We start from the raw sequence: 26,856 nt of genomic DNA on the forward strand, positions 1-26,856 counted from the left end.
CTATTATTAACATATAGTTATTTTTAGCTCAACTTCGCTTCTAAAATCGAAATAATGAATTGCCTCTTGTGGTTATTCAAAAACTAGGTCATATCTTAGCGTTTCAACTCATTTTTTAAACCAATATTTGCTGATTATGATGAAGAAACAAGGACTGTATTTGCCGGAATTCGAACACGAAAATTGTGGGGCGGGTTTTATTTGTAACCTTAAAGGGGAAAAAACAAATCAAATCATCCATGATGCGTTGGAAATTCTTGTGAAATTAGAACACCGAGGCGGTGTAAGTGCCGATGGAAAAACTGGTGATGGCGCTGGTTTGCTGATTGATATTCCTCATGATTATTTTAAACGTGTCTGTAATTTCCCGCTTCCCGACCCAAGAGAGTACGCCGTAGGCATGGTGTTTTTACCAAAAACACACAACCAATACCACTATTGCAAAAACACGTTTGAAAAAGAGATAAAAGCACAAGGGCTTACCATTTTAGGCTGGAGAAAAGTACCGGTAGATTCTTCCCAGCTAGGGGAAATTGCCTTAGCCTCAGAGCCTACCATAGAACAAGTTTTTATTGGGAAAACGGATGCCATTGAGGAAAAAGTTTTTAAAGCCAAACTCTTCGCTGGCCGCAAGATAGCAGAACATACCATTAGAAAATCCAAAACCTCTGAAAGCGGTTATTTTTACGTACCAAGTTTATCAACAACAACTTTAATATATAAGGGCATCATCATGCCTGAGGATATCGGACCTTATTATACCGATTTACAACAAATAGATTTGGTAACCCGCTTAGCTTTGGTGCACCAGCGTTTCTCTACCAACACGATGCCAACTTGGGAATTGGCGCAACCGTTCCGATTTATGTGCCAAAACGGTGAAATAAATACCCTCCGTGGAAACGTTAGTAGAATGCGCGTTCGTGAAGAAATCATGAAAAGCGATGTTTTCGGCCCTCAAATAGAAAAATTATTCCCCATTATATTACCCGGAAAATCAGATTCTGCTTCCATGGATATGGTGGTGGAATTGTTAACGCATACAGACCGTTCATTACCTGAAATCATGATGATGATGATTCCTGAAGCTTGGGAAAAACATGCCACCATGTCTCCTGAACGCAAAGCATTTTACGAATACAATGCCTGCATTATGGAAGCTTGGGATGGGCCTGCATCGGTACCATTTACAGACGGCGATTATATTGGCGCTTTATTGGATAGAAACGGACTGAGGCCTTCTAGATACACCATTACAAAAAGCGGTAAATTAATCATGGCATCAGAAATTGGGGTGGTTGATATTGCTCCAGAAGATGTGGAAAGACATGGTAGATTGGAACCAGGAAAAATGTTCTTGGTAGATATGAACAAGGGCCGCATTATTGAAGATGAGGAAATTAAAAGTAAAATTGTTAGCGAAAGACCTTATAAAAAATGGTTGGACCAAACCCGTTTACATTTAAAGGATGTGCCTTACACCAACGAAACTTGCCCCATAGAGACCATTGACATTAAAACCAGACAACGTTTATTCAATTACACGTTTGAAGATATCCAGGATGTTATTACACCCATGGCGGTTGCGGGCAAGGAAGCCTTAGGCTCTATGGGAACGGACACCCCTTTGGCGGTTCTATCGGATAGACCCCAATTGATCTCAAACTACTTCAAACAATTGTTCGCACAAGTTACCAACCCGCCTTTGGATGGTATTCGCGAAGAAATTGTTACAGATATCAGCTTAAATCTGGGAAAAGACAGAAACATTTTCAGCATTACGGAAAGACAGTGTAGAAAACTAAGAATACAAAACCCTGTTATTTCCAATGCCGATCTAGAAAAAATCAGAAGTATTTCAATAGAAGCATTCAAAGCTGAAACCATTCATATTCTATATCCAAAAGCACAAGGACTTAACGGTCTTGAAGATGCTTTGGAAGCTATGATCATTAAAGTTTCCAAAGCATTAGACACTGGTGCCAATATTATCATATTATCAGATAGAGGGGTTAATAAAGAGTTTGCCCCAATTCCGGCACTTCTGGCTTGTTCGTATGTAAACCATCAAATGAACCGTTTGCGCAAGCGTTCTTATTTCGATATCATTATCGAATCGGCAGAACCTCGCGAACCCCATCATTTTGCAACCTTGTTTGGTTATGGCGCTAGTGCCATCAACCCCTATATGGTGAATGAAATTATCAGATCGCAAGTAAAAGAAGGCTTCATAACCGGTATGGACGAAGAAAAAGCGGTCAATAATTTCAACAAAGCCATTGGTTCGGGTATTTTAAAAATCATGAACAAAATCGGCATCTCAACCTTGCATTCGTACCGAGGTTCCCAAATTTTTGAAATCGTCGGTTTCAGTTCTGCTTTTGTTGGAAAATACTTCCCATATACGGCTTCGAGAATAGAAGGCATAGGTTTGTATGAAATTGAAAAAGAAATCAACGAACGCTATAAATACGCATACCCAGATAATTTAATCGATAAACGCTTAGGATTGAATATTGGTGGCGATTACCGATGGAGACGTAATGGGGAACGCCACATGTTTAACCCAACCACCGTTGCTAAATTGCAACAGGCCGTAAGATTGAGCGACCAGGCTAGTTATGATGTATATGCAAACGCCATCAACGAACAATCTGAAAATTTAATGACCATCCGTGGTTTATTTGAATTTGATAAATTGGACCCCATTCCATTGGATGAAGTGGAGCCTTGGACCGAAATTGTAAAACGTTTCAAAACAGGTGCCATGTCTTACGGGTCCATTTCCAGGGAAGCACACGAAAACTTGGCCATTGCCATGAACCGCATTGGCGGTAAATCCAATTCTGGCGAAGGTGGCGAGGATAGAAAACGTTTCCATCCAGACTCCAATGGCGATAGTCGAAATTCGGCAATCAAGCAAGTGGCTTCTGGTAGATTTGGTGTAACCTCCCACTATCTAACAAATGCCAGAGAGATTCAAATTAAAATGGCGCAAGGTGCCAAACCTGGCGAAGGCGGTCAGTTACCCGGAGAAAAAGTATATCCTTGGATTGCAGCCGTTCGTAACTCAACCCCTTTTGTGGGCTTGATTTCGCCGCCGCCGCATCACGATATTTACTCGATTGAGGATTTAGCGCAATTGATTTTCGATTTAAAAAATGCCAATCGCGAAGCGCGGATCAATGTAAAATTAGTATCCGAAGTTGGTGTTGGCACCATTGCTGCCGGTGTTGCCAAAGCCAAAGCCGATGTGGTACTTATTGCCGGCTATGACGGCGGTACGGGAGCCTCTCCTTTAACCTCATTAAAACACGCAGGCTTGCCTTGGGAACTTGGTTTGGCCGAAGCACAACAAACCTTGGTTTTAAACAACTTAAGAAGTAGAATTGTTGTAGAATGCGATGGCCAATTAAAAACGGGTAGGGATGTTGCGATTGCTGCTTTATTAGGGGCCGAAGAATTTGGTTTTGCCACAGCCCCTTTGGTAGCATCTGGTTGTATAATGATGCGTAAATGCCACTTAAATACCTGTCCTGTCGGCATTGCAACCCAAGATAAGCAATTACGCAAAAACTTTAAAGGAACACCAGAACATGTTATTAATTTCTTCTTCTACATTGCTGAAGAATTAAGAGGTATCATGGCGCAGCTAGGGTTTAGGACCCTAGCGGAAATGGTGGGTCAAACCCATAAAATCAATGCCAATAAAGCGATTACCCATTATAAAGCGAAAGGTTTGGACTTATCGGCTATTTTACACAGACCGGAAGCTTATAAGAGCATGACCGTTAGAAATACTGAAAAACAAGACCATAATTTAGATGAGGTTCTCGATTTTGAAATATTAAAGGATTCCCACAGAGCCTTATACAGAAAAGAAAAAACGACCTTGGCTTATCCAATACACAACACAGATCGTACGGTGGGCGCCATCGTTAGTAATGAAATCTCTAAAATATACGGCCATCTAGGATTACCGGAAAACACCCTTAACATCAACTTTACAGGTTCTGCTGGTCAAAGTTTTGGTGCCTTTGGTGCTAACGGACTTACGTTTACTCTTGAAGGAAACACCAACGATTATTTAGGCAAAGGATTATCGGGAGCCAAATTAATTGTTAAAAAACCTGCCAAAGCCACTTTTATTGCTGAAAATAACATTATTGTTGGTAACGTTTGTTTGTTCGGTGCTATACAAGGTCAAGCTTATATAAATGGCATTGCTGGCGAACGATTTGCGGTTCGTAATTCGGGTGCCATTGCTGTTGTTGAAGGTGTTGGCGACCATGGTTGTGAGTATATGACGGGTGGCAAAATAGTGGTACTGGGCAAAACAGGCAGAAATTTTGCTGCTGGTATGAGTGGTGGTATCTCGTATGTTTACGACCCCGAAAACAAATTCACCAACGGGTTGTGCAATACCCAATCCATAGAATTTGAAGCAGTTTTAAATGAAGATGCCGAGGATTTAAAAGAACTTATTGAAAATCATGTACTGTACACCCATAGTAACCGCGGTAAAGAATTATTGGCAAACTGGGAAACCAGCTTGAAAAATTTTGTAAAAGTAATGCCTACCGAATACAAAAAAGCGTTAAAACGTTTAGAGACTGAAGAACAAATGGTAGAAGAATTAACAACAGCATAGTGTCATGGGAAAAGTAACAGGATTTAAAGAATTTGAAAGACAAGATGAAGCATACACGCCTGTAAAAGACCGTGTAAAACATTATAAAGAATTTACAGTGCCTTTAAGTGATGCTGAAATGACTAAACAAGGAGCACGCTGTATGGATTGTGGCATTCCGTTTTGCCACAGTGGTTGCCCCCTTGGTAATTTGATCCCAGATTTTAACCACATGGTGTACCAAGGCGAATGGCAAAAAGCCTCTTGGTTGTTGCATTCAACGAATAACTTCCCAGAATTTACGGGGCGTTTATGTCCGGCACCCTGTGAAAAATCATGTGTTTTGGGTATTATTGAAGACCCCGTTTCTATTGAAAATATTGAGAAACAAATTGTAGAACGTGCGTTTAAGGAAGGTTGGATTAAGCCACAACCTCCTAAAACCAGAACAGGCAAAACCATTGCCATTGTAGGTTCCGGTCCTGCCGGATTAGCAGCAGCCCAACAATTGAACAGAGCGGGGCATACTGTAACTGTTTTTGAAAGAGATGATGAAGTTGGTGGCTTACTGCGTTACGGAATTCCTAATTTTAAAATGGAAAAAGGGATCATAGATCGCAGAATTGCCATTTTGGAAGCCGAAGGCATTATTTTTAAAGTGAACATAAATGTTGGTGTTAACTATGATGCAAAAGAATTAAAAGCTTTTGATGCCGTAGTTTTATGTGGTGGAGCCACCGTAAGAAGAAGCTTGCCTACTCCAGGTGCCGATGCCGATGGCGTGGTACAGGCTATGGACTTCTTAACACAACAAACCAAAGTCTTGTTTGGTAAAGAAGTTAAGGACCAAGTATTGGCTACTGATAAAAACGTTATTGTGATTGGTGGTGGCGATACGGGCTCCGATTGTGTGGGAACCTCAAACCGCCAAGGTGCAAAATCAGTTGTGAATTTTGAAATTATGCCTAAACCTCCAGGGTATAGATCGCCCACTACACCTTGGCCTTTTTGGCCATTACAGTTAAAAACCTCCTCTTCACACGAAGAAGGTGTTGAACGTAACTGGTTGATAAATACCAAAGAATTTATAAAGGATGCCAATGGAAAATTGACCGCTTTAAAAACAGTGAATGTCGAGTGGAAAATGGTTCTTGGCGAACGTCCACAACTCATAGAAATTGAAGGCACAGAAAAAACATGGCCTTGTAACTTAGCCTTGTTAGCGCTTGGTTTTACAGGTGCTGAAAGCACTATTGCAGACCAGTTAGGTTTAGATATAGATGCCCGTACCAACTACAAGGCAGAATATGGCAAATACCAAACCAATATTCCTAATATATTTACTGCTGGCGATATGCGTAGAGGCCAATCGTTAATTGTTTGGGCAATTTCCGAAGGTCGTGAAGCGGCTCGTGAAATCGATATCTATTTGATGGGCAAAACAGATTTACCCACAAAAAACCAAACGGACGATTTAGTGGCCCTATAAAATCACTTAATTTAATAAAAAGGCTTTCAATCTAGAATTGAAAGCCTTTTCTATTTTAATGCAGCAGCCCATTGTTGACTGATTTTTTTGAAATTATTTAACAATTTAAACCATTGTATATGTTATATTTGCTCTTTAATCTTTTTTAGATGTACAAAAGAACCATTGCAACATTTTTTACAATACTATTCATGGCACTCATTGTGGCGCCATCAGTAATTGTTGTATTGGACGATTCTATTGATACTTCTATATTCTACTCTATAACAGAGGAAGAAGAGAATGGCAAGGCCAAAAAATTGGTATCCCCTTTTTCTTTACAAAACAATGGTGTTTTAACTTATTTCAAAATAAAAACACATCAATTTTTTGCTTACCAATTTAAAAATTATCCAAAACCACATCTTAACCTAATTTCCCCTCCTCCAGAAGTAAACATTTTATAATTCAGGTTTCGGGTTTATCAACCCAAAAAACATGTCTAATTATCTCAAACTCTATTGGGTTTGGGTAAAATTTATTTATAAAATGTTCAAATATATTAAAAGTGACTTACCAGCGAGTATAGTCGTATTTTTTGTTGCATTACCTTTGTGTTTAGGTATTGCATTGGCAAGTGGGGCGCCACTATTTTCAGGGATTATTGCTGGAATTGTTGGTGGAATTGTTGTAGGGGCTTTAAGTGGTTCTAAAATTGGTGTTAGTGGTCCTGCTGCAGGATTGGCAGCCATTGTGTTAACCGCCATTGGCACGCTGGGCGGTTATGAAAATTTCTTGGTAGCTGTTGTGCTAGGTGGAATAATTCAGATACTATTTGGTATTCTTAAAGCGGGCATTATAGGGTATTACTTTCCGTCTTCGGTAATTAAAGGCATGCTAACGGGTATTGGAATCATTATTATTTTAAAACAGATCCCCCATTTTTTTGGCTACGACGCCGAACCTGAAGGAGCAGACAGTTTTTTTGAATTATCGGGAGAAAATACATTTTCAGCACTTTTACACGTATTTGACAATATTATGGTTGGTTCCATGGTTGTAGGCTTTATTGCTTTAGCTATTATATTGCTGTGGGACAAAGTATTGTCAAAAAAAGGAAAAGTATTCCAATTAATCCAAGGACCATTTGTGGCTGTTGTTGTCGGGATTGTTTTTTACGTGTTAACACAGTCTAATAACGGGTTAGCAATATTGCCATCCCATTTGGTAAGCGTGCCTATACCTGAAGATGCTGCATCTTTTATGGGGCAGTTTAGTTTTCCGAATTTTAGTGCCATAACAAATCAAGAAGTTTGGATTGTAGCTTTCACAATTGCATTAGTGGCTAGTTTAGAAACCCTTTTGTGTGTTGAAGCAACAGATAAATTAGACCCTCATAAGAATGTAACACCAACTAACAGGGAACTATTGGCACAAGGAACAGGAAATATTATTTCGGGAATGATCGGTGGGCTTCCCATAACACAAGTTATAGTAAGAAGCTCAGCTAATATCCAATCTGGTGGAAGAAGCAAAATGTCTACAATAATTCATGGTTTTTTCTTATTGATTTCTGTCATTTTAATTCCTAGGTTGTTAAACATGATTCCTTTATCGGTATTGGCCGCTATTTTATTGATTGTTGGTTACAAGTTAGCAAAACCCCGTTTATTTAAAGAAATGTACAATTTAGGCTGGAAACAATCCATCCCATTTACAGTAACAGTTCTCGGAATTGTTTTTATCGATTTGCTTTACGGAATTGGTTTAGGCTTAGGTGTTGGTATTATAGTGATACTATTAAAAAGCTACCAAAATTCCCATTTTCTTCACATTGAAGATAATAGTAACGGTAAGCATAAAATAAAAATGACGTTTGCCGAGGAAGTAACGTTTTTTAACAAAGGAGCTATCCTTAGAGAATTAGACAGTTTACCAAGAGACACCTATTTAGAAATAGACCTTATTAAAACCCGGTATTTAGACAATGATGTTATTGAAATACTTGAAGATTTTGCGTTTAAAGCCAAAGAAAGAAATATTGACATCAAGCTAATTTCAAAACGCGGTGTTGTAGAAAACCCACCAAGTTTTATTGAGTTCTTTAAAACAAGGCCCAAATCAAAATTAAGTTTAAGTTAAAATAAAAAATCATGAAAAAAAAATAAATATAAAATATTAGTGCTTTCAGATTTAAATAAATCAACAAGCAAAACACTTCAAAGCACTGTAAGTCTTGCAAAAATGATCAATGCAGAAATTAATTTTTTCTATGTGAAAAAACCGAACGAGATCATAGAAAACGATAATCAGCTATCTGCAAATCGTGTTATTAACAAAGAATACACTATAACCGATAAAGACATACAAAATTTGATAAACCCAATATCAAAAGATTATGGGGTAACCATAAATTACACATATTCTTTTGGTAACGTGAAAAATGAAATTGAAAAATTCATTCTTGATAAAAAACCCAATATGATTGTATTGGGAAAAAGAAAATCGAAAGCATTAAATTTTATTGGAGATAACATTACCGATTTTGTTTTAAAAACACACTCCGGTGCTGTTTTGATAGTCGACAAACACAATACTTTAGAGCCTGGTAAAAAATTATCGCTTGGCATTCTCAATAATATGGATACTCCATTTAATATGGTGCTTATGGATGATTTAATGGCTAATACCCAAGAACCTATAAAATCGTTTAAAATAATTAAAAACACAAATACATTAAAGGAAAGTGATGTTCCAAAAGACAAAAACACTATTGAATATGTGTTTGAACATAACGATAACATCATCAAGAACCTTTCAAACTATCTATCAAAGAACAATGTGAACTTATTATGTGTTGATAGAAGCGATAACAAAAAAAATCCAATCAAGTCAGATGTTAAAGACGTCATTAAAAACTTAAATGTGTGTGTCTTGCTAACTGGAAGTCAATAATATACAACTTCAACACACCATATTAAAAAAAACCAATACATTCATTTAAATAATTATATATCATGAAAGCACATACCAGAGAAACACAGGCAACCATGACGCCACAAAAGTCATTGCAATATTTAAAAGAAGGCAACCAACGCTTCCAAAATAATTTAAAAGCCAATAGAAACCTTTTAGAACAGGTTAACGATACCAGCGATGGGCAATTTCCATTTGCAACCATATTAAGCTGTATAGATTCCCGGGTTTCGGCAGAATTGGTATTCGACCAAGGATTGGGCGATGTTTTCAGTGTTCGTATCGCAGGGAATTTTGTAAACGAAGATATTTTAGGCAGTATGGAATTTGCCAGTAAATTAGCAGGAACCAAACTAATAGTGGTTTTGGGCCATACCAGTTGCGGTGCCATTAAAGGTGCTTGCGATGATGCAAAAATGGGCAACCTAACAAAACTCATTGAAAAGATAAGGCCTGCAGTGAACGCGGTTTCAGAACCTAAGGATGCTAGTTTAAGAAATTCCGAAAACTTGGATTTTGTAGATACCGTTGCCAAAAAAAATGTAGAATTGACAATTGCTAGAATTCATGCCGAAAGCCCAATTTTAACTGAAATGGAACAAAGCGGAGAAATAATGATTATTGGCGCCATGTACGACATCAATACGGGCGAAGTAACATTTTTTGAATAAAACAAACTGATTTAATGGGAGAAAATAATTTGAAAAAGAAAATAAGCATGGTAGCGTTAACACTCGTGTTGGCGCTATCTAATTTTATGAATGCACAAAAAAGTGATTTTGGAAATTGGTTGATTTATATAGGAGATAAAAAAATAAACCCTAAATGGAACATTCATAATGAAATTCAATACCGTAACTACAATGCCCTTGGCGATTTAGAACAATTGTTGTTGCGTACAGGTTTGGGCTACACCTTTAACCAAGGAAAAAACAATGTTCTATTAGGGTATGGCTATATTTTATCGGAAAATTATATAGGCAATACAGATGATAAAGTTTCGGTAAACGAACATCGGATTTTTCAGCAATTTATATCAAAACAAAGTATGGGCAATGTAAAATTGAGCCATCGCTACCGTTTTGAACAACGTTTTGTAGAAAGCGATTTTAAAATGCGTTTTCGGTATTTTTTAGGTTTAAATGTGCCGTTTAGCAAAAAAGAAACCAACAAATGGTATCTTTCAGCTTACAATGAAATATTTTTGAACACCAAAACAGCTATTTTTGATAGAAATCGGCTTTATGGAGGAATGGGTTACCATATAAACAAGTCCATTAAAATTGAAGCTGGTTACATGAACCAGTTTTTTGAAACCAATAGCAGAGATCAATTTAATATTATTACATTCGTATCCTTTTAAATTTATAAAAGTTTAAATAAAGCTGTAAATTACCAAAAAACCTAAATGCAGTAAATTATGAAAAAACTGTTTTCAAACATTAAAGGAGATGCCTTTGGCGGTATTACGGCAGGAATAGTCGCCTTGCCATTAGCTTTAGCCTTTGGGGTATCCTCTGGATTAGGTCCAAGTGCTGGACTTTACGGTGCCATATTCTTAAGTTTTTTTGCTGCTTTGCTTGGTGGCACCAATACGCAAATTTCAGGGCCAACAGCTCCCATGACAGCAGTTAGCATGGTTGTAATTGCGGGCATCATAGCTGTAAACGACGGCGACGTAAATAAAGCGCTTCCTGCCATATTAACCGTTTTTTTATTGGCAGGCCTCATGCAAGTGGGCTTGGGTGCTTTGGGTTTGGGCAAATATATCAAATACATTCCCTACCCCGTGGTTTCGGGTTTTATGACCGCCATTGGTGTCATTATTTTAATTACCCAAATTCTTCCCGCTATTGGTTATTATCCCAAAGAAGATGTGGCTTTTGTTGAAACATTCAAACCTAAAGCGGAAGAAATCATTTTAGAAAATATTTTAAAGGAAGAAGCCGGGGAAGGCATTTTGGTTTTAGAAGATTTTAAAGAGACCATAGACAGGGCTGAAGGCATGACCCCGGAGGATATTCTAAAGGAATCAAAAACCCTGGCTGCCAATAATGCATCGGGGGTTTTAGGGGCCATCAAAGTATTGCCCCAAGCCATAAAAAATATCAATTGGCTGGAATTTATTTTAGCATTGGCAACCATATTGATCATCTACGGGTTTAAGCGCATTACCAGTGCTGTTCCAAGTACTTTGGTAGCTTTACTGGTAGTTTCGGGAGTTGCTGTGGGCTTTGGATTGGATTTTAGACCTATTGAAGAAATACCCTCAGGGTTGCCCATTCCAAATTTAGAGATTATAACAGGTTTTAAATTAAGTACCATCACTCCCTATATTTTTACCGCGCTCACATTAGCACTTTTGGGGGCCATCGATTCGCTTTTAACCAGTGTGGTTGCCGATAATATGACAAAAACCAAGCATCAACCCAATAAAGAATTAATCGGCCAAGGTATAGGTAACAGTATTGGTGCCATTTTTGGAGGAATACCCGGTGCTGGCGCCACCATAAGAACAGTTGTGAACATCAATTCTGGTGGAAAAACAAAGCTTTCAGGCATGATAGCTGGTATTGTGCTGCTTTTTATTTTATTGGCCTTAGGCCCCATTGCTTCAAAAATTCCTGCGGCCGTTTTAGCAGGGATTTTGATTACCGTGGGTATTGGCGTAATGGACTACAAAGGATTGAGAGCCATACCAAGTTTACCAAAAGACACCAAAATAGGCCCTCTTAAAGTGAGTTCGGAAGTCGGTATCATGCTAGTGGTTTTAGTACTTTCCAGTTTGTGGAATTTGGTGTACGCCGTTGGAATTGGGCTGGTAATCGCATCGCTCATGTTCATGAAAAAAATTGGGGATCTTACGGCGCAAAACTCCGATGTAAAACCCTTAAAAGAAGAAGCTTGGACGGACGAAATCGGGTTCCCTGAAAAATTAAAAGAAGAGGTTTTTATAAAACATATAAAAGGGCCCTTGTTTTTTGGAACCACAAGCGATTTTCAGCAATTGGCAAAACAAATACCTAAAACAGCATCTACCGTGGTTATTCGTTTGGAAAAAATGCCCTATATCGATCAATCTGGCTTATATGCTATGGAAGATGTATTGGTAGATTTAAGAAAGGATGATATAAACGTGTTGTTTGTTGGTTTGCACAATCAGCCAAAGTACATGATGGAACGTATCGATATTATTCCAGATTTAATTTCTAAGGACTGTTTGTTCGAAACATTTAATGAATGTCTGACTTGGGTTAAAGATAATGTGAAAGATACCCATAAAGATTAGGACACAAAAAAAGAGGCTGTGCAAAAAGTAACGTTTACTGTCCGTTCGAGGTATCAGATAAAAAAATTTATCAAGCGATATTGTTGACAATTAAATTGAATTTGAAACTGAAAATTTGAAAATATGGATGGTCCCCTAGAGGGGACTTTAGGGGTGTTTTTAAAATTTGAGCACTATTTGAATATTTGAAAATGAATATATAAAATACTTGTCAATGGGAGCACAGTCGAGAACTTCAAATTGTTTACTATCAATAAGGTTTCGACTGCGCTCGAACGGACAAAGTAATGATATTTATTTTTTGCACAGCCTCTTTTTTTATAATGAACTCATCTTGACTTTTTGTTTTTGACCGAAAACGAGATAAAATTTGTTCAGATGAGGCACTTTTTGAAAGGCATAGCATCGCTACGCATAAAAAAGGTAACGAAATATGGACGAATTTTAGCCGTTTTTTAGGAAATAGAAAAAGTCAAGATGAGTTCAATAACTAATGCTAATCAAGTGTTGAAAAGATTAAAACCCATTATGATTTATAAAGCAATATCAGGGGCGTTAGCCCTAAAATCGTCGTAGATACAAACGTTAATTAAATAAAAAGGGGCGTAGCCCTGTTATCTTCGTAAAATTAATAAACATGGCAAACACGTACACAATTAATTTATCAAAGATGTCAGGGCTAACGCCCCTAATTAATCATCATGGCTCATTTTGCTACTAAGACTACAGGGCTAACGCCCCTAAGTCAAGCGCGCTCTCCAATTTTCACTCGGCTTAATAGTTACAATATTTTAAACCCTTGATTCGCATAACTATTTCTGTAACTGTGCATCCCGCATAAATTCTTCTGCTTTTTCAACCATGTTTTTGCTGCCACAAATAAAGGGCACACGTTGGTGCAATTCCGTTGGTTGGATATCCATGATTCTATTAAATCCATCACTGGCCTTTCCAAAAGCCTGTTCGGCTAAAAATGCCATAGGGTTACATTCATATAACAAACGCAATTTACCATTGGGGTTTTTAGAACTTTGAGGATACATATAAATGCCTCCTTTTATCATGTTCCTATGGAAATCGGACACTAAAGAACCAATGTATCTAGACCTGTACGGTCGGTCTTCTTCTTCTTTTTGACAGTATTTTATATAGTTTTTGATGCCTTGCGGGAAATGGATGTAATTGCCTTCATTTACAGAATAAATGGTGCCATCCTCAGGAAATTGCATACTTGGGTGCGATAAATAAAACGACCCGATTGCAGGATTTAAGGTAAACCCATTAACCCCATCACCAGTGGTGTAAACTATCATGGTAGAAGTTCCATACACCACATATCCCGCCGCTACCTGTTGACTTCCTTTTTGCAAAAAATCTTGTATGGAAACCGGCGTTCCTATGGGCGTTACACGTCTGTATATAGAAAAAATAGTCCCCACCGATACATTAACATCAATATTAGTGGAGCCATCCAAAGGGTCAATTAGAACGATGTATTTATTTTGATGGTTTTCATCAATGCTGTTAACAGATATAAAATCGTCCTCCTCCTCACTGGCAATCCCGCAAACAATATTTCGTTTGGTAAGTGTTTGTATAAACTTTTCATTCGCATAAACATCCAACTTTTGCTGATCCTCCCCTTGTATATTGGTGTCGCCCGCAGCCCCAATAATATCTACCAATCCTGCTTTGTTTACTTCATGGTTTACTATTTTAGCGGCTAAACGAATGGAGTTTAAAAGACTGGATAACTCGCCAGAAGAATATTTAAAAGAAGACTGGTTTTCAATAATAAATTCTCCCAGCGTTTGATTTTTATGAGCCATATATGATATATTTTATAATGCAAATATCCGTTATTTTTAAGGAACTACAACGATTTCGCTAAAGATTAATCTTTGAAATAGTCAACTTTAAGTTATATTTGAACTCATTAAAAAACATTATGGATTTTACAATTAGAAAAGCAAAAAAAGAGGACATGCCACAAGTCTTGGCACTTATAAACCAGTTGGCACACTTTGAAAACGAACCCGAAGCTGTAATTATTTCGGCTGAGGATTTGCAAAAAGACGGATTCGGATCGCCTCCCGCTTTCTTTTGTTTTGTGGCCGAAGTGGATTCTAAAATAGAAGGCATTGCTTTAGGCTACAACCGCTATTCTACCTGGAAAGGAAAAGCTATTCATTTGGAAGATCTAATAGTGAATGAAACCATGCGAGGCACCGGATTGGGAACAGCTCTTTTAGATGAAATCGTTAAATATGGGCATCAATTGGGCGTTAAACGCATTAATTGGGAAGTGCTTGATTGGAACCAACCTGCCATTGATTTTTACAAACAAAAAGGTGCTGCTATAAAAGAGGAATGGCGCGTTGTTCACATGGACGAACAAAACATTAAGAATTATATGTCTAAATTAAAAGGTTAAAAATTATTGAGTTATTAAGCAATTAGGTTTTTCCCAATAACTAAATAATCTGATAAACCCATAAACTTATACCCTCATAAACCCATAACCTTATAACCCAACACTCAAAAATGCAAGTATTCAAATTTGGTGGCGCATCGGTAAAGGATGCCGACGGTGTAAAAAATATAACTTCCGTTTTACAGAAAGTAGGTTACAAAAACACGTTGATCGTGGTTTCTGCCATGGGAAAAACAACCAATGCCCTGGAATTTGTCATTAAAAATTATTTCGAGAACAAAGCCGAATTACAAAGCTCGCTACAAGACGTTATAAAATACCACAATCAGATTTTATTTGATTTGTTTGATAATGAAACCCATGCTGTTTTTAAAAAAGTTTCCAATCTTTTTGATGAACTGAACAGTTTTTTTAAAACCAATAAATCACCCGATTATAATTTTGTTTACGATCAAGTTATTGGTTATGGCGAGTTGGTTTCAACCCTAATTATAAGCGAATATTTTAATACTGTAGGTTTAAAAAACAAGTGGATTGATGTTCGCGAACAGATCAAGACCGATAATTATTACCGACGCGCCAATGTAAATTGGGAGGAAACCCAGCGTTTGATAACCGCCAATTTCAACAAATCGGTTTTGAATATCACCCAAGGCTTTTTAGGAAGCGACCCCAATAACTTCACAACCACTTTGGGCAGGGAAGGAAGTGATTATACGGCAGCTATTTACGCATATTGCTTAAATGCCGAAAGTGTCACCATCTGGAAAGACGTCCCAGGGGTTTTAAATGCCGACCCCCGTTATTTTGAAAATACCCAGTTACTGAACAAAATAAGTTACAGAGAAGCCATAGAATTAGCCTTTTATGGGGCCTCGGTGATCCATCCCAAAACCTTGCAACCTTTACAGGGAAAAGAAATTCCGTTATACGTAAAATCGTTTCTAAACCCCCAAGCCGCTGGCACCAGAATTGGCAAAAACAGTACCTTGGACCCTATGGTTCCCTGCTTTATAGTGAAAAAGAATCAGATTTTAATTTCATTGTCATCATTGGATTTTTCATACATCGTTGAAGAAAACATTAGCGACATATTCAATTTATTGCATTTATATAAAATGAAGGTAGATCTTATTCAAAATTCCGCCATCAGCTTTTCGGTATGTGTTGATAATATGTATAACAACCTCGACAAATTATTGCATCATTTAAAAGCGAAATTTAAAGTAACCTGTAATGAAAATGTATCACTTTACACCATTCGCCATTACAATCAAGCCGCCATTAACCAAATTGAAGGTGGTAAAACAGTGTTGTTAAAACAATTAACACAAGAAACGGTTCAAGTAGTAAGTAAATAAACAATTTAGTACATTTACAGGCATGACCAAACAACAAGATCCCGGATTAGTCTCTGCTAAAGAAGTAGCCAAAGCAATAAACATAGATAACTATGGGTTTATTGGAACGTTTATTGGATGGTTGCTTATGAAGTTGCTTAAAATTTCCACACTCAATAAAATATATAAACGACACAAGCATCTTAACGATCTACCTTTTTTGGATGCCATTTTAGATGATTTTCAAATTAAATTCGAAATTCCGGAAGAAGATTTAAAACGTTTACCTAAAGATGGTGCTTATATAACGGTATCCAACCATCCGCTTGGTGGTATTGATGGCATATTGCTTTTAAAACTGATGCTGGAACAACGCACCGATTTTAAAATAATCGCTAATTTCTTGTTGCACCGCATTGCCCCCATGAAACCCTATATTATGCCCGTAAATCCTTTTGAAGACCGAAAGGATGCTAAATCCAGCGTTTCAGGATTTAAAAATGCGTTACTGCACTTGCGCAATGGGCATCCGCTAGGTATTTTTCCGGCGGGCGAAGTTTCAACCTATAGAGACGGGAAATTGGTAATTGACAGACCATGGGAAGAAGCTGCCATAAAATTGATTAAAAAAGCCGAAGTTCCTGTAGTGCCTATTTATTTTCATGCTAAAAACAGTAGATTGTTCTACAAACTCTCTAAAATTAGCGACACCTTTAGAACTGCTAAACTGCCTTCGGAATTATTGACCCAAAAACGACGCACCATTAAAGTTCGTATTGGGAAACCCATTTTGGTTGAAGATCAAAAAGAACACACCTCACTTGAAGATTTTTCGGAATTTTTAAGACGGAAAACCTATATGCTATCCAATTCTTTTGAGGACAAACCGAAGATATTGGATAACATCCAATCTACTTTAAAAACACCTAAAACACCAAAGCGCATTGTCACACCGGTGGATCCAAAATTAATGATTGCAGAAGTTGCGGCTTTACTTAAGGATGATTCCCGTCTCTTGGTAAGCAAAAATTACGAAGTGTATTTGGCAGAAGCCTCTAAAATACCTAATATCTTACGGGAAATTGGGCGTTTACGCGAAATAACCTTTAGAGAGGTTGGCGAAGGCACCAATGAAGCCATCGATTTGGATGCTTTCGACACGTATTACCACCACATGTTTTTGTGGGACAATGAACGGAATGTGTTGGCGGGCGCTTATAGAATGGGCCTAGGCTCTAAAATTTTTGAACGTTACGGCATCGATGGTTTTTATTTGCAGGATTTATTTCGGTTTGAACCCGAGCTTTATAAAATGATGAGCCAGTCCATCGAAATGGGGCGTGCTTTCATTATTAAAGAATACCAACAAAAACCCATGCCACTGTTTTTACTTTGGAAAGGCATTGTACACACCACACTGCGCTACCCAGAACATAAGTTTTTAATTGGTGGCGTGAGCATTAGTAACCAGTTTTCAAATTTCTCAAAATCGTTGATGATCGAGTTTATGAAATCGCATTATTACGACCCCTATATTGCGCAGTACGTGCACCCTAAAAAAGAATTTAAGGTAAAGCTAAAGGATGCCGATAAAGACTTTGTTTTTGATGAAACCGAAGCCGATTTAAACAAATTTGACAAGGTTATCGACGAAATAGAACCAGGCGCCTTGCGCCTACCCGTACTGCTTAAAAAGTACATCAAACAAAATGCCAAATTGGTGGCTTTTAATGTGGATCCCTTGTTCAACAACTCGGTTGATGGATTGATGTACATCAGAATTTCCGACCTTCCCGAAAGCACCGTGCGCCCCGTTATGGAAGAGTTCCAAGCAGAACTGGAACGCAAGTTTTTAGAGAATAATGAGGAATAACGTCATTGCGGGGAACGAAGCGATCTCATGATGTTTACTCTAAAGTTTATGATAACCACACATAAACAGAGTGTTTTCTCGAAAAAATAACGGAACATGCTGTTACACTCGCAATGGAAAATTAAATACAATTTAGGCAAAAGTAATCCTCTTCTTCAAAGTAATTACGGGAATCCCATAAAGCGAAAAATCTTTAAAAAAATGTGGGAAAAACTTGTGTGTTATGTTTTTTTTTTGATATTTGTACTGTCCAAAAGCCTATTTTTTGTTTGGTCTATACAAAAAAGATGTTGAGGGCAATAAAGAGTGCTTTTTAACCAGCGCTAGTTTTTTATTTTACTCTCCAAGTAACATTTAGTAGCTTAAAAATACAGGTTTAGGCTGCGGTATTATAAAAAAAATAGACCAACCATAGACCAAATTTATAGACATTTTTTATAGACTGCATAGACAAAAAAACGTGTATGTTATTAATGTGCAGTACGCCCATGGCAACTTAATAGGTTTTTTACAAACTTATTGGGCTACCTGATTAATGTAACAAAGTGTGCTTAAAAATAAACGCATGCTTAGTTTATAGTATTGCAACTTTTATAACCTATTTAATATTAACAACAAATGAAAACATTAACATTATTTTTCTTAGTTCTATTTGCAACCCTTTTAACCGCTAATGCCCAAATAACCAAGGGGAACTGGATGGTTGGGGGAACCGGAAATTTTTATAGTGCTCAACTTAAAAATGATAATATGACCAGTAATGGAATAGGATTAGAGTTAAGACCAAATTTGGGCTATTTTATTACAGATAAGTTTGCGATGGGTATGTCTCCTCTTTTTGCATATTATAAACCTGAAAATGGCATTTCGGTAATAAGTTATGGTATTGGTCCATACATAAGATATTATTTTTTAAAACCAGAAAATAGAATAAATGTTTTATCACATGTTGGTTACTCTTATTTTGGGGACAATAGAGCTAATGATAAAAGTACGGCGTTGGATTTCAGAGCTGGTCCAGTAGTGTTTTTTAACAGTAGCGTAGCTCTTGAAATGACATTAAATTATAACTTAAATAAACTTGATTCATCGACAAACTATAACATTTTTAGTTTAGGATTGGGTTTTCAAATTCATTTAGAAAAATAACTAAAATTATAAATCATGAAAAAAATATTACTTTTTATTCTATTATATTTAACTTATGCAAATATAAATGCCCAGATTACGACCTCAATCAATAACGTTTATTTGAATAACCAGACGACGGTCTTAAATTGTAACACTCTGGATTTTGGAACTGTTCAAAATAACAATCTCGTTTTTTATTTCAAGCTTTCTAGACCTCAAAGTTTACCCAGCGGAACAGGTAAGTTAAGGGTTATGTTTAAATTAAACTCTACTTCAAATCCTCAAATAATTGGTGCACCTCAAGACATTTTGGATTCCTTTTGGAACGGTACATCATATGAAACAACTATTAGTCGTGATATATCTGCATCTCAAGTTCAACAAACGGGTAGTTCTATTTATTTAGAATTTGAAACTTCTGGAGGCAATAAAACTTCAAGTTGTAGCTATCCAATTACTAAAACGCCAACACCACAGTTTAATTTACAACCCACAACAGTAAGTTTGGCATGTGGTTCCGCAGGTTCTCGAGTTTTTACAGCGGTAAATGTAAACAACTCTCCTGGTACTTTAAGTTACAGCTGGAATGTTGGTACAGGTTGGAAATATAATGGAGTTCCTGTAAGTGGTACATTTACAACTACCACTAATGTAATTCAGTTATTGCCTGCATCAGGTACTGGATTGCCTTCAAACGTTACCATGACAGCTACCTTAAACGGGGTACCATACCCACCTAAAACTGCAACGGTTACACGATATAACATTATACAGACCATCACAGCTATTTCTGGTGCCTCCACACTATGCAGTGGTAGTTATAATTACAATTTCGGTTCAGAACAAGTTTTACCGGGGCAAAGCGTTTCTTGGAGCCTATCTAACAGTAATGTAGGTACTTTAAGCAATGGTTCTAACACGGGCGTCAACTTGAACCTAACTGGTAGCGGTGCTTTTACGCTCACGGCCACTATTTATGACGGATGTGGGCAATCGTATAGCAAAACTAAAAATATTCTTGTAGGCTCCACCATGCCCACTATAGATGGTTTTACATGCATTACAGATAGTGCACCATGTAATTTGAACGTAGCTGCCAATAATAATTATTTGTTGTTTTCATTGTCTGCAACTCTTGGCAGTTATGTGCCACAGGATTCTGATTGGCAATGGGAAAAGGTTTCCGGTAATTTTTATTTTTTGGAAAATAGTCAATACAATAGTAATACACGCAGTGGTAAGCAGGCTAATATATATCTAACCGGTCCAAATCCCACAGATAAGCCATTGCAATTTAAATGCCGGGTTAAAAATAGCTGTGGTTGGGGACCATGGAGATATTTTGTTTAGAACGATGGTACAACCACACCGCCAACACCGCCAACACCGCCATCCAAATACTACACTATAGCACCTAATCCAACAGGCGCTTATTTTGCACACATTACTTTAAAAGATCCCAATGTCGTCCCTGATAACTTCTATCCAATTGCTAAATTGTACTCAGCCTACGGCCAATTGCTATCTACCACCCAATTACTTAAATCAGGTGGAGATGTGGGCCTTAGTGGGTTCTCATATAACACGATGTATATATCGATTAGTTTTGGTAATCATTCCGAATCGCATACCATCCTTAGGTTTTAACTTATAGCCTGCCTTTTTAATGAGAATGATAAAGGCAGGTTTATAAAAACCGCCATCTACCTAAAAACCTCTTTCACTTAATAATGGTAATCGTAACCTAACAGCGTGCAATAACTCGGGATCTCTGTAGAAGATAAATTTTATAAAAAACCACATAAATTTTAGTCATAAAATATAAAGTCTTTATAACCAAAATATAAAAGTAACATTGACAACGTTTGTTAAGGGTCTCTATTAAAATAGCCGACCTTCCCGAAAGCACCGTACGCCCCGTTATGGAAGAGTTCCAAGCAGAACTGGAACGCAAGTTTTTAGAGAATAATGAGGAATAAACTAACTCGAGGCAGAGCCAACAAGATATTAAAATTCAAAAAAAAAAAAATCCATCCCGATGGCTATCGCGACCAAATAACTTTGAAAAGATTAGGGGCAAGACTAAATTCCTCAACAAACCCCTTAAAATACCCTTTAATTTCTTCCCTTGCCTTTAAAAAAGCGACATGTTTTTCTGCATCGTTGTCCACTACTTTTGAGGGGTCGAAAAAATTATGGTGCAAACGTTTGGCGCTTTTGCTTGGTATGATGTATGGGCAGTTTTCGTTGGCATGGTCGCAAACGGTTACAATATAATCGATTTCGACTTTTAAGTTTATAAAGATTTAAACCAGTCTTGGAAATATTCGCCCAATACTGGAACCAACTTTTTTTGTCCTTCAAATGCTCCGAGTAAACTAATTATCCAAAGCACTAACATGATAATGTTTAATATCCATCCAACAAATGGGATAAAAGACAGAATGAAGGCCACAATCATCAATCCTAACATTTGCCTGATGTAGAAGGAAGCGAATTCATTTTTAGTGTTATTGTTCATAAACAAAGCTATTATCCAGCCAATTAGCGTAATATGGGCTATGATTGCCACATTTTTACCGTCGTATAAAATGGGTTTGGCGTTTTCAGTAAACTGCGGAGCAGGGTCTTGACGATGATCGGCAAATTGATTAGCATCATCGTTAAGATTATCGTTAATATTTTTTTCGTCAGACATATATATTGTTTTTTTTAGTTAGAAGACTAAGATACTAAAAAAATGGATTTAAAATAAAAACTTATTGTTACCTAAACAACATAATGATGCCACCCAAAGCCGTGACCATGAGCACAAAACGTCTGTAATTTACATTCGATATGAGCTTAACCATATAAGCTCCCAAAAAAAAGCCCAGAATAACCATGGGTATTAAAACCGAATTTAAAACCAAAGTTTCTGCGCTTACGGTTTCCCAAACAAAAATATGAAAGGGCAATTTAAAGAGGTTTATTATGAAGAATAACCACGCTGCAGTACCTATAAATTCGTTTTTGGGCAAGCGCATGGCAAGAAAATAAATGTCGGAAATGGGGCCCGCTAAATTCCCTATCATGGTGGTAAACCCAGCAAGGAATCCAGCAGCGTTTGAAAACCATCTGTTGGTAGGAATGGCTGTGGATTTGCGGTTTTCCATAAAAAACATAATCAACACAGACCCAATGACAATGACCGCCATAGTACGTTTAAATATGATTTCGGAAATATCGTTGCCTACCCAAACACCCACCAAAACCCCGAATACCATAGCGGGCAACAGTTTTTTTATGTAATGCCACTGTGCGTGCTTGTTGTAATAAATCACGGCAAAAATATCGGCAAAAATTAACATAGGGAGCAGGATTCCCGTAGATGTTTTTTCACCAAAAACAAAAGCCAATATCACAACAATGATAATGCCTATCCCTTTTATTCCAGATTTCGAAAGGCCCAATAAAAAAACAGTAAAGCAAATGGCTATCCATTGCACTACCGATAAATGGAATGATTGTAAAACTTCGGAATAATTCAAATTGGTTGTTGGTTTGTGATTGGTTAAAAGTAAACTTTTTCTATGGAAGCGCATTTTGAATGTTTCGCAAAATCCAATTTTAATCTTATTGTCCCTATCGCCTTAACTGTTATTGTTTTGCTTTTGAAAAGTTAATCATTGTTAAAAAAAGGCCGGCAGACGAAAATGGCGTTCCATTAAAACAAAAAACAATATCTTTCTTGTTACTTTTGTTCCGTGAAAAGGTTAGGGTAGATTTTGGGCTTAAAATAGCCCAGTTTCGCACAAATAACCCTAGTTAAAAGTCATGACCTTTACCAATTTATTATCGGTCATTGACTTGAAAAAATATAAAATGATGAAGAAAACAGTTTTAATTTTAGTGTTGGTTTACTGTTCCAATATGTTTTCGCAAATTCTTGACCCTGTAAAATGGTCAACATCCGTTGAGAAAATATCTGAAACCAAATACAAGTTAATAACCAAGGCGTCTATAGAATCTGGCTGGCACTTATACGCTCAAAACGTTCCAGAGGGTGGCCCCATTCCAACAACATTTACTTATGATGATGAAGGTGGCGCCATTAAAATAATTGGGAATACCTCAGAAGATGAAGGGCATACCGTTGATGATCCCGTTTTTGGAATGATGATCAAGTTTTTTGAAAAAAGTGCCGTTTTTGAACAAACCATAGAAGTATCAGAAGATAAAAAAGCGGTTAACGGTACCGTGGAGTTTATGGTGTGCGACGATAGCCGATGCTTGCCCCCAACCGAGGTCGATTTGGTGTTCAACCTTGCCGCAAATACTTTGGTAACGGAAGATGGCACAAACACCAAAGAAACTGTCCGGACCATACCAGAAAATGAAACCGGTCCATTTCCAGAATCAGGCTCTAAAAAAGGGCTTTGGGGCATCTTTTTTATCGCCTTTCTTTCTGGTTTTGCAGCACTTTTAACCCCGTGCGTGTTCCCAATGATACCCATGACGGTTAGTTTTTTTACCAAACAAAGTAAAAATAAAGCCAAGGGCATCAGAAATGCTATAATTTACGGTATCTCAATCATCGTTATTTATGTGTTGCTAGGTACGCTTGTTAGCTTGATATTTGGTGCAGATGCACTTAATGCACTCTCAACAAATGTTTGGTTTAACGTTGCGTTTTTTATTTTACTGCTCGTGTTTGCAGCTTCATTTTTAGGGGCTTTTGAAATTATGCTACCCCATTCGTGGGCAAACAAGGTAGACAGACAAGCCGATAGAGGCGGATTGATTGGTATTTTCTTTATGGCATTGGCATTGGCCATAGTATCTTTTTCTTGTACCGGCCCTATTGTTGGAACTTTACTTGTTGAGGCAGCAGCTGGCGGTAACCAAATAGGCCCAATTATTGGTATGTTAGGGTTTTCATTGGCCATCGCTCTACCATTTGCTTTATTTGCTGCATTCCCGGGCTGGCTAAACTCCTTGCCAAAATCTGGGGGATGGTTAAATACCGTCAAAGTAGTTCTGGGGTTTTTAGAACTGGCTCTGGCATTCAAGTTTTTATCAAATGCCGATTTGGTATTGCAACTACATTGGTTAGAGCGAGAAGTGTTCATCTCTATTTGGATTGCCATATTTGGTGCCTTGGCATTTTACCTTTTCGGAAAAATACGATTACCGCACGATTCGCCAGTAACCTACATCTCAGTAGGCAGATTGGGTCTTGGGTTGTTGGTACTGTCTTTTACCATTTATATGGTTCCTGGGCTTTGGGGCGCACCGCTAAACTTAATCAGTGCTTTTCCGCCACCTCAGCATTATAGCGAATCACCCTATGGCGTAGGACATACCCAATTAGGTTCAGGCAATGTACAAGGAGGCAACCATGACGACCTCCCAGATGGCGCCCATTTGATGCCTCCCCATAATATTCTGACATTTAATGATTATGGCAAAGGTTTGGCCTATGCCAAAAAAGTAGGGAAACCCGTAATGATTGACTTTACGGGGCATGCTTGTGTGAATTGCAGAAAAATGGAACAAAATGTATGGGTAAAACCTAAAATATTGGACATTCTTAAAAATGATGTCGTACTCATCTCCTTATATGTAGATGATAAACGCCCGTTGGAAGCCGGTGAAGTTGTAGAATCCAAATTAAAACCAGGCAAAAAATTAAAGTACATTGGTCAAAAATGGAGTGAACTCCAAACCATAAAATACAAGACAAATTCACAACCGTTCTATGTGCTGATGGACCACAATGAACAAAACTTAATTGAGCCAGTAGGCTACACCCCAGATGTTGAGGAATACTATACTTGGTTAAAAACCGGTATTTCAAAATTTGAGTAAATTACATGGCTTATTTTTTATGTTTACCCCTATTATGAACGTGTTTTTTCCATATTGAGTGGGCGTTTGCAATGTTTTTGGCATTCAGCAATAAATCCACTGTATGGTACCTTTTTAGCATAAACACCCATTATAAACTGCTATAAAGTTTTTTTTGTGATGCTATATCCATAAATGGCAACTTAGTATCGCAATGATACCCGTTTGGATACATGGAATGAGGCACATAAAACCCAATCATATTGTAATTCATACCTTCTTCAAAACCTGTTGGGATGTTTTTTTTAATGATTGCCCGTAACTTCTCACTGGGTGCTTTTCGGTCTTCTGGAAGTTGTTGGATGTAATCTTCAGGTGAAATGGTTTTGTGCTGCATCATGTTAACTTTTAGATTTCTAAAGTTAAGAAAATTGTATAATTTTTTTAATCTTGATATTTTTTATGATTAGTCGCAACCTTTTACTACTTTTTGCATCTAAAGTATACCAACAACACTAAAATTTGTATAGTCATGAAATTAGCAAACACGTTCTTCCTAGCCATTTTTATATGCGCAATTACTTTTCAAGCTTGTAGCACAGTGGAAGACGCACCGTTAAAACCGTTCGATTCCATTGCCAAAGGACAACAAATGGTTGCAGCAAACAACAATTTTGCTTTTTCGTTGTTTAAGGAAATTGCCCAAACCGAAACCGAAAATAATTTTATGGTTTCTCCCGTAAGTGCTTCATTGGCTTTGGGTATGGTTTATAATGGTGCCGCTGCAGAAACCCAACAGGCTTTTGCCAATGTGTTTAGCTACGGCAATACCACATTGGAAGAAACCAATTTGGTTAACCAGAATATTATAGATAACCTAACACGCACAACTTCTGGGACCACTTTTGAAATTGCTAATTCGCTTTGGGTAAAAAACACTTTTCCCGTGAAGGAAACGTTCTTAGAAGCGAATAGAAAATATTACTTTGCAGAAGTACAAAACAAAGATTTTAGCGACCCAAAAACCTTGGAAACCATAAACAATTGGGTATCCAATAAAACCAACGGAAAGATTCCGGAAGTTTTAAATGAAATTTTACCAAGCGCTGTACTTTACGCCATTAACGCTCTTTATTTTAAAAGCGATTGGAAGTTTCGTTTTAAACCGGAGGATACCAAGCAACTCCCTTTTCAACTTGATAATGGCTCAGTAAAACAAATTCCTATGATGGCTATGGAACAAAATTTAAAATACTTTTCAAACACGGTATTTTCTTCAGTAGTGCTTCCTTATAAAAACGACAGATACACCATGACCCTGATGCTACCACATACCGATAAAACGGTAAATGATATTGTGGCAATAATGAACATAGAAAACTGGACGGATTGGCAGAACAACTATTTTGATAAAAATATAAAAATTACCATGCCTAAGTTTACTTTTTCATACGAGAAAACATTTAATAAAGCACTTACCAACTTAGGTTTAGGTATAGCCTTTACCGAAAACGCAAATTTTAGTGGTCTAAGTGATATGAATACACAAATCTCGTTTGTATTGCAAAAAACCTTTATAGATGTTAATGAAAAAGGCACGGAAGCTGCTGCCGTAACAATTGTAGGTATTGAAACTACTTCTGCTGGTGGACCACAACCATTTTTATTGAACCGTCCTTTTCTATTTGCCATCACCGAAAAAGAAACAGGCTCTATTTGTTTTATGGGTAAAGTAGGCGCTCCTGAATACGAGAAATAAAACTGCCATTGAAAAATTCAATTAACAAAATTCTGCTTTGATTTTATCGACAGGGCAAACGCTTTTAAAAACTTTGTCATTATTAGTAAAAACAGTATATTAGCATGTCAAATGGTAGAAGGTCTGC

The 26,856-nt window shown here is 37.4% G+C and carries 19 protein-coding genes; 15 read left to right on the forward strand and 4 right to left on the reverse strand.

Going from position 1 to position 26,856, the window contains the following annotated elements; translation table 11 throughout:
• The first annotated feature begins 139 nt into the window (after positions 1-139).
• The 8 genes from gltB to ACU1LP_RS10940 all read left to right on the forward strand — a co-directional run bounded on the left by gltB (position 140) and on the right by ACU1LP_RS10940 (position 12,363).
• Entirely contained in the window at positions 140-4,651 is a 4,512-nt protein-coding gene (gltB, locus tag ACU1LP_RS10905; RefSeq protein WP_445736276.1) for a glutamate synthase large subunit, read from the forward strand.
• A 4-nt stretch (positions 4,652-4,655) separates the two neighbouring features.
• Positions 4,656-6,119: a glutamate synthase subunit beta gene (locus ACU1LP_RS10910; protein WP_445731921.1), complete on the forward strand. Its 1,464-nt coding sequence runs from the start codon at positions 4,656-4,658 to the stop codon at positions 6,117-6,119.
• 149 nt (positions 6,120-6,268) lie between these two features.
• On the forward strand, positions 6,269-6,565 hold the full coding sequence (locus ACU1LP_RS10915) for a hypothetical protein (protein WP_445731922.1): 297 nt from the start codon (positions 6,269-6,271) through the stop codon (positions 6,563-6,565).
• An 82-nt stretch (positions 6,566-6,647) separates the two neighbouring features.
• Complete coding sequence (locus ACU1LP_RS10920) at positions 6,648-8,240, forward strand: SulP family inorganic anion transporter (protein WP_445731923.1); 1,593 nt, start codon at positions 6,648-6,650, stop codon at positions 8,238-8,240.
• A 39-nt stretch (positions 8,241-8,279) separates the two neighbouring features.
• The gene (locus tag ACU1LP_RS10925; RefSeq protein WP_445734706.1) at positions 8,280-9,053 is read left to right on the forward strand and encodes a universal stress protein; all 774 of its coding nucleotides are present in this window, start codon (positions 8,280-8,282) and stop codon (positions 9,051-9,053) included.
• A gap of 62 nt (positions 9,054-9,115) precedes the next feature.
• On the forward strand, positions 9,116-9,745 hold the full coding sequence (locus tag ACU1LP_RS10930; protein WP_445731925.1) for a carbonic anhydrase family protein: 630 nt from the start codon (positions 9,116-9,118) through the stop codon (positions 9,743-9,745).
• Positions 9,746-9,759: 14 nt separating this feature from the next.
• Complete coding sequence (locus tag ACU1LP_RS10935; protein WP_445731926.1) at positions 9,760-10,437, forward strand: DUF2490 domain-containing protein; 678 nt, start codon at positions 9,760-9,762, stop codon at positions 10,435-10,437.
• Between the two features lie 57 nt (positions 10,438-10,494).
• Complete coding sequence (locus ACU1LP_RS10940) at positions 10,495-12,363, forward strand: SulP family inorganic anion transporter (RefSeq protein ID WP_445731927.1); 1,869 nt, start codon at positions 10,495-10,497, stop codon at positions 12,361-12,363.
• Positions 12,364-13,175: 812 nt separating this feature from the next.
• On the opposite strand, the gene fbp is transcribed toward ACU1LP_RS10940, so the two are convergent.
• Positions 13,176-14,192, reverse strand: coding sequence for a class 1 fructose-bisphosphatase (gene fbp / locus ACU1LP_RS10945; protein ID WP_445736269.1), 1,017 nt, complete (start codon positions 14,190-14,192; stop codon positions 13,176-13,178).
• A gap of 119 nt (positions 14,193-14,311) precedes the next feature.
• Between fbp and ACU1LP_RS10950 the strand changes: the two genes are divergently transcribed.
• The 5 genes from ACU1LP_RS10950 (at position 14,312) to ACU1LP_RS10970 (ending at position 20,491) form a co-directional block, all read left to right on the forward strand.
• Complete coding sequence (locus ACU1LP_RS10950) at positions 14,312-14,797, forward strand: GNAT family N-acetyltransferase (RefSeq protein WP_445736270.1); 486 nt, start codon at positions 14,312-14,314, stop codon at positions 14,795-14,797.
• Positions 14,798-14,907: 110 nt separating this feature from the next.
• On the forward strand, positions 14,908-16,158 hold the full coding sequence (locus ACU1LP_RS10955) for an aspartate kinase (protein ID WP_445736271.1): 1,251 nt from the start codon (positions 14,908-14,910) through the stop codon (positions 16,156-16,158).
• 22 nt (positions 16,159-16,180) lie between these two features.
• Positions 16,181-18,010 carry a GNAT family N-acyltransferase gene (locus tag ACU1LP_RS10960; protein ID WP_445736272.1) on the forward strand — a complete coding sequence of 610 codons (1,830 nt, stop codon included), beginning with the start codon at positions 16,181-16,183 and terminating at the stop codon, positions 18,008-18,010.
• A gap of 618 nt (positions 18,011-18,628) precedes the next feature.
• Positions 18,629-19,159, forward strand: coding sequence for an outer membrane beta-barrel protein (locus ACU1LP_RS10965; protein WP_445736273.1), 531 nt, complete (start codon positions 18,629-18,631; stop codon positions 19,157-19,159).
• Between the two features lie 15 nt (positions 19,160-19,174).
• Positions 19,175-20,491, forward strand: coding sequence for a hypothetical protein (locus ACU1LP_RS10970; RefSeq protein ID WP_445736274.1), 1,317 nt, complete (start codon positions 19,175-19,177; stop codon positions 20,489-20,491).
• Between the two features lie 946 nt (positions 20,492-21,437).
• Here ACU1LP_RS10970 and ACU1LP_RS10975 read toward each other — a convergent pair.
• Together ACU1LP_RS10975 and ACU1LP_RS10980 are read right to left on the reverse strand one after the other, a co-directional pair.
• Positions 21,438-21,839 (reverse strand): DUF4870 domain-containing protein, encoded by a 402-nt coding sequence (locus ACU1LP_RS10975; protein ID WP_445734467.1) that lies wholly within the window; start codon positions 21,837-21,839, stop codon positions 21,438-21,440.
• 67 nt (positions 21,840-21,906) lie between these two features.
• The gene (locus ACU1LP_RS10980; RefSeq protein ID WP_445736275.1) at positions 21,907-22,725 is read right to left on the reverse strand and encodes a sulfite exporter TauE/SafE family protein; all 819 of its coding nucleotides are present in this window, start codon (positions 22,723-22,725) and stop codon (positions 21,907-21,909) included.
• A gap of 283 nt (positions 22,726-23,008) precedes the next feature.
• Here ACU1LP_RS10980 and ACU1LP_RS10985 point away from each other — a divergent pair, with 283 nt between their 5' ends.
• Positions 23,009-24,991: a protein-disulfide reductase DsbD family protein gene (locus tag ACU1LP_RS10985; RefSeq protein ID WP_445734471.1), complete on the forward strand. Its 1,983-nt coding sequence runs from the start codon at positions 23,009-23,011 to the stop codon at positions 24,989-24,991.
• Positions 24,992-25,121: 130 nt separating this feature from the next.
• Here ACU1LP_RS10985 and ACU1LP_RS10990 read toward each other — a convergent pair whose 3' ends face one another.
• Positions 25,122-25,370 (reverse strand): hypothetical protein, encoded by a 249-nt coding sequence (locus tag ACU1LP_RS10990; protein WP_445734469.1) that lies wholly within the window; start codon positions 25,368-25,370, stop codon positions 25,122-25,124.
• A 132-nt stretch (positions 25,371-25,502) separates the two neighbouring features.
• Here ACU1LP_RS10990 and ACU1LP_RS10995 point away from each other — a divergent pair, with 132 nt between their 5' ends.
• Positions 25,503-26,729 (forward strand): serpin family protein, encoded by a 1,227-nt coding sequence (locus tag ACU1LP_RS10995; RefSeq protein WP_445734470.1) that lies wholly within the window; start codon positions 25,503-25,505, stop codon positions 26,727-26,729.
• Positions 26,730-26,856: the final 127 nt, after the last annotated feature.

Source organism: Mariniflexile sp. (assembly GCF_052728615.1).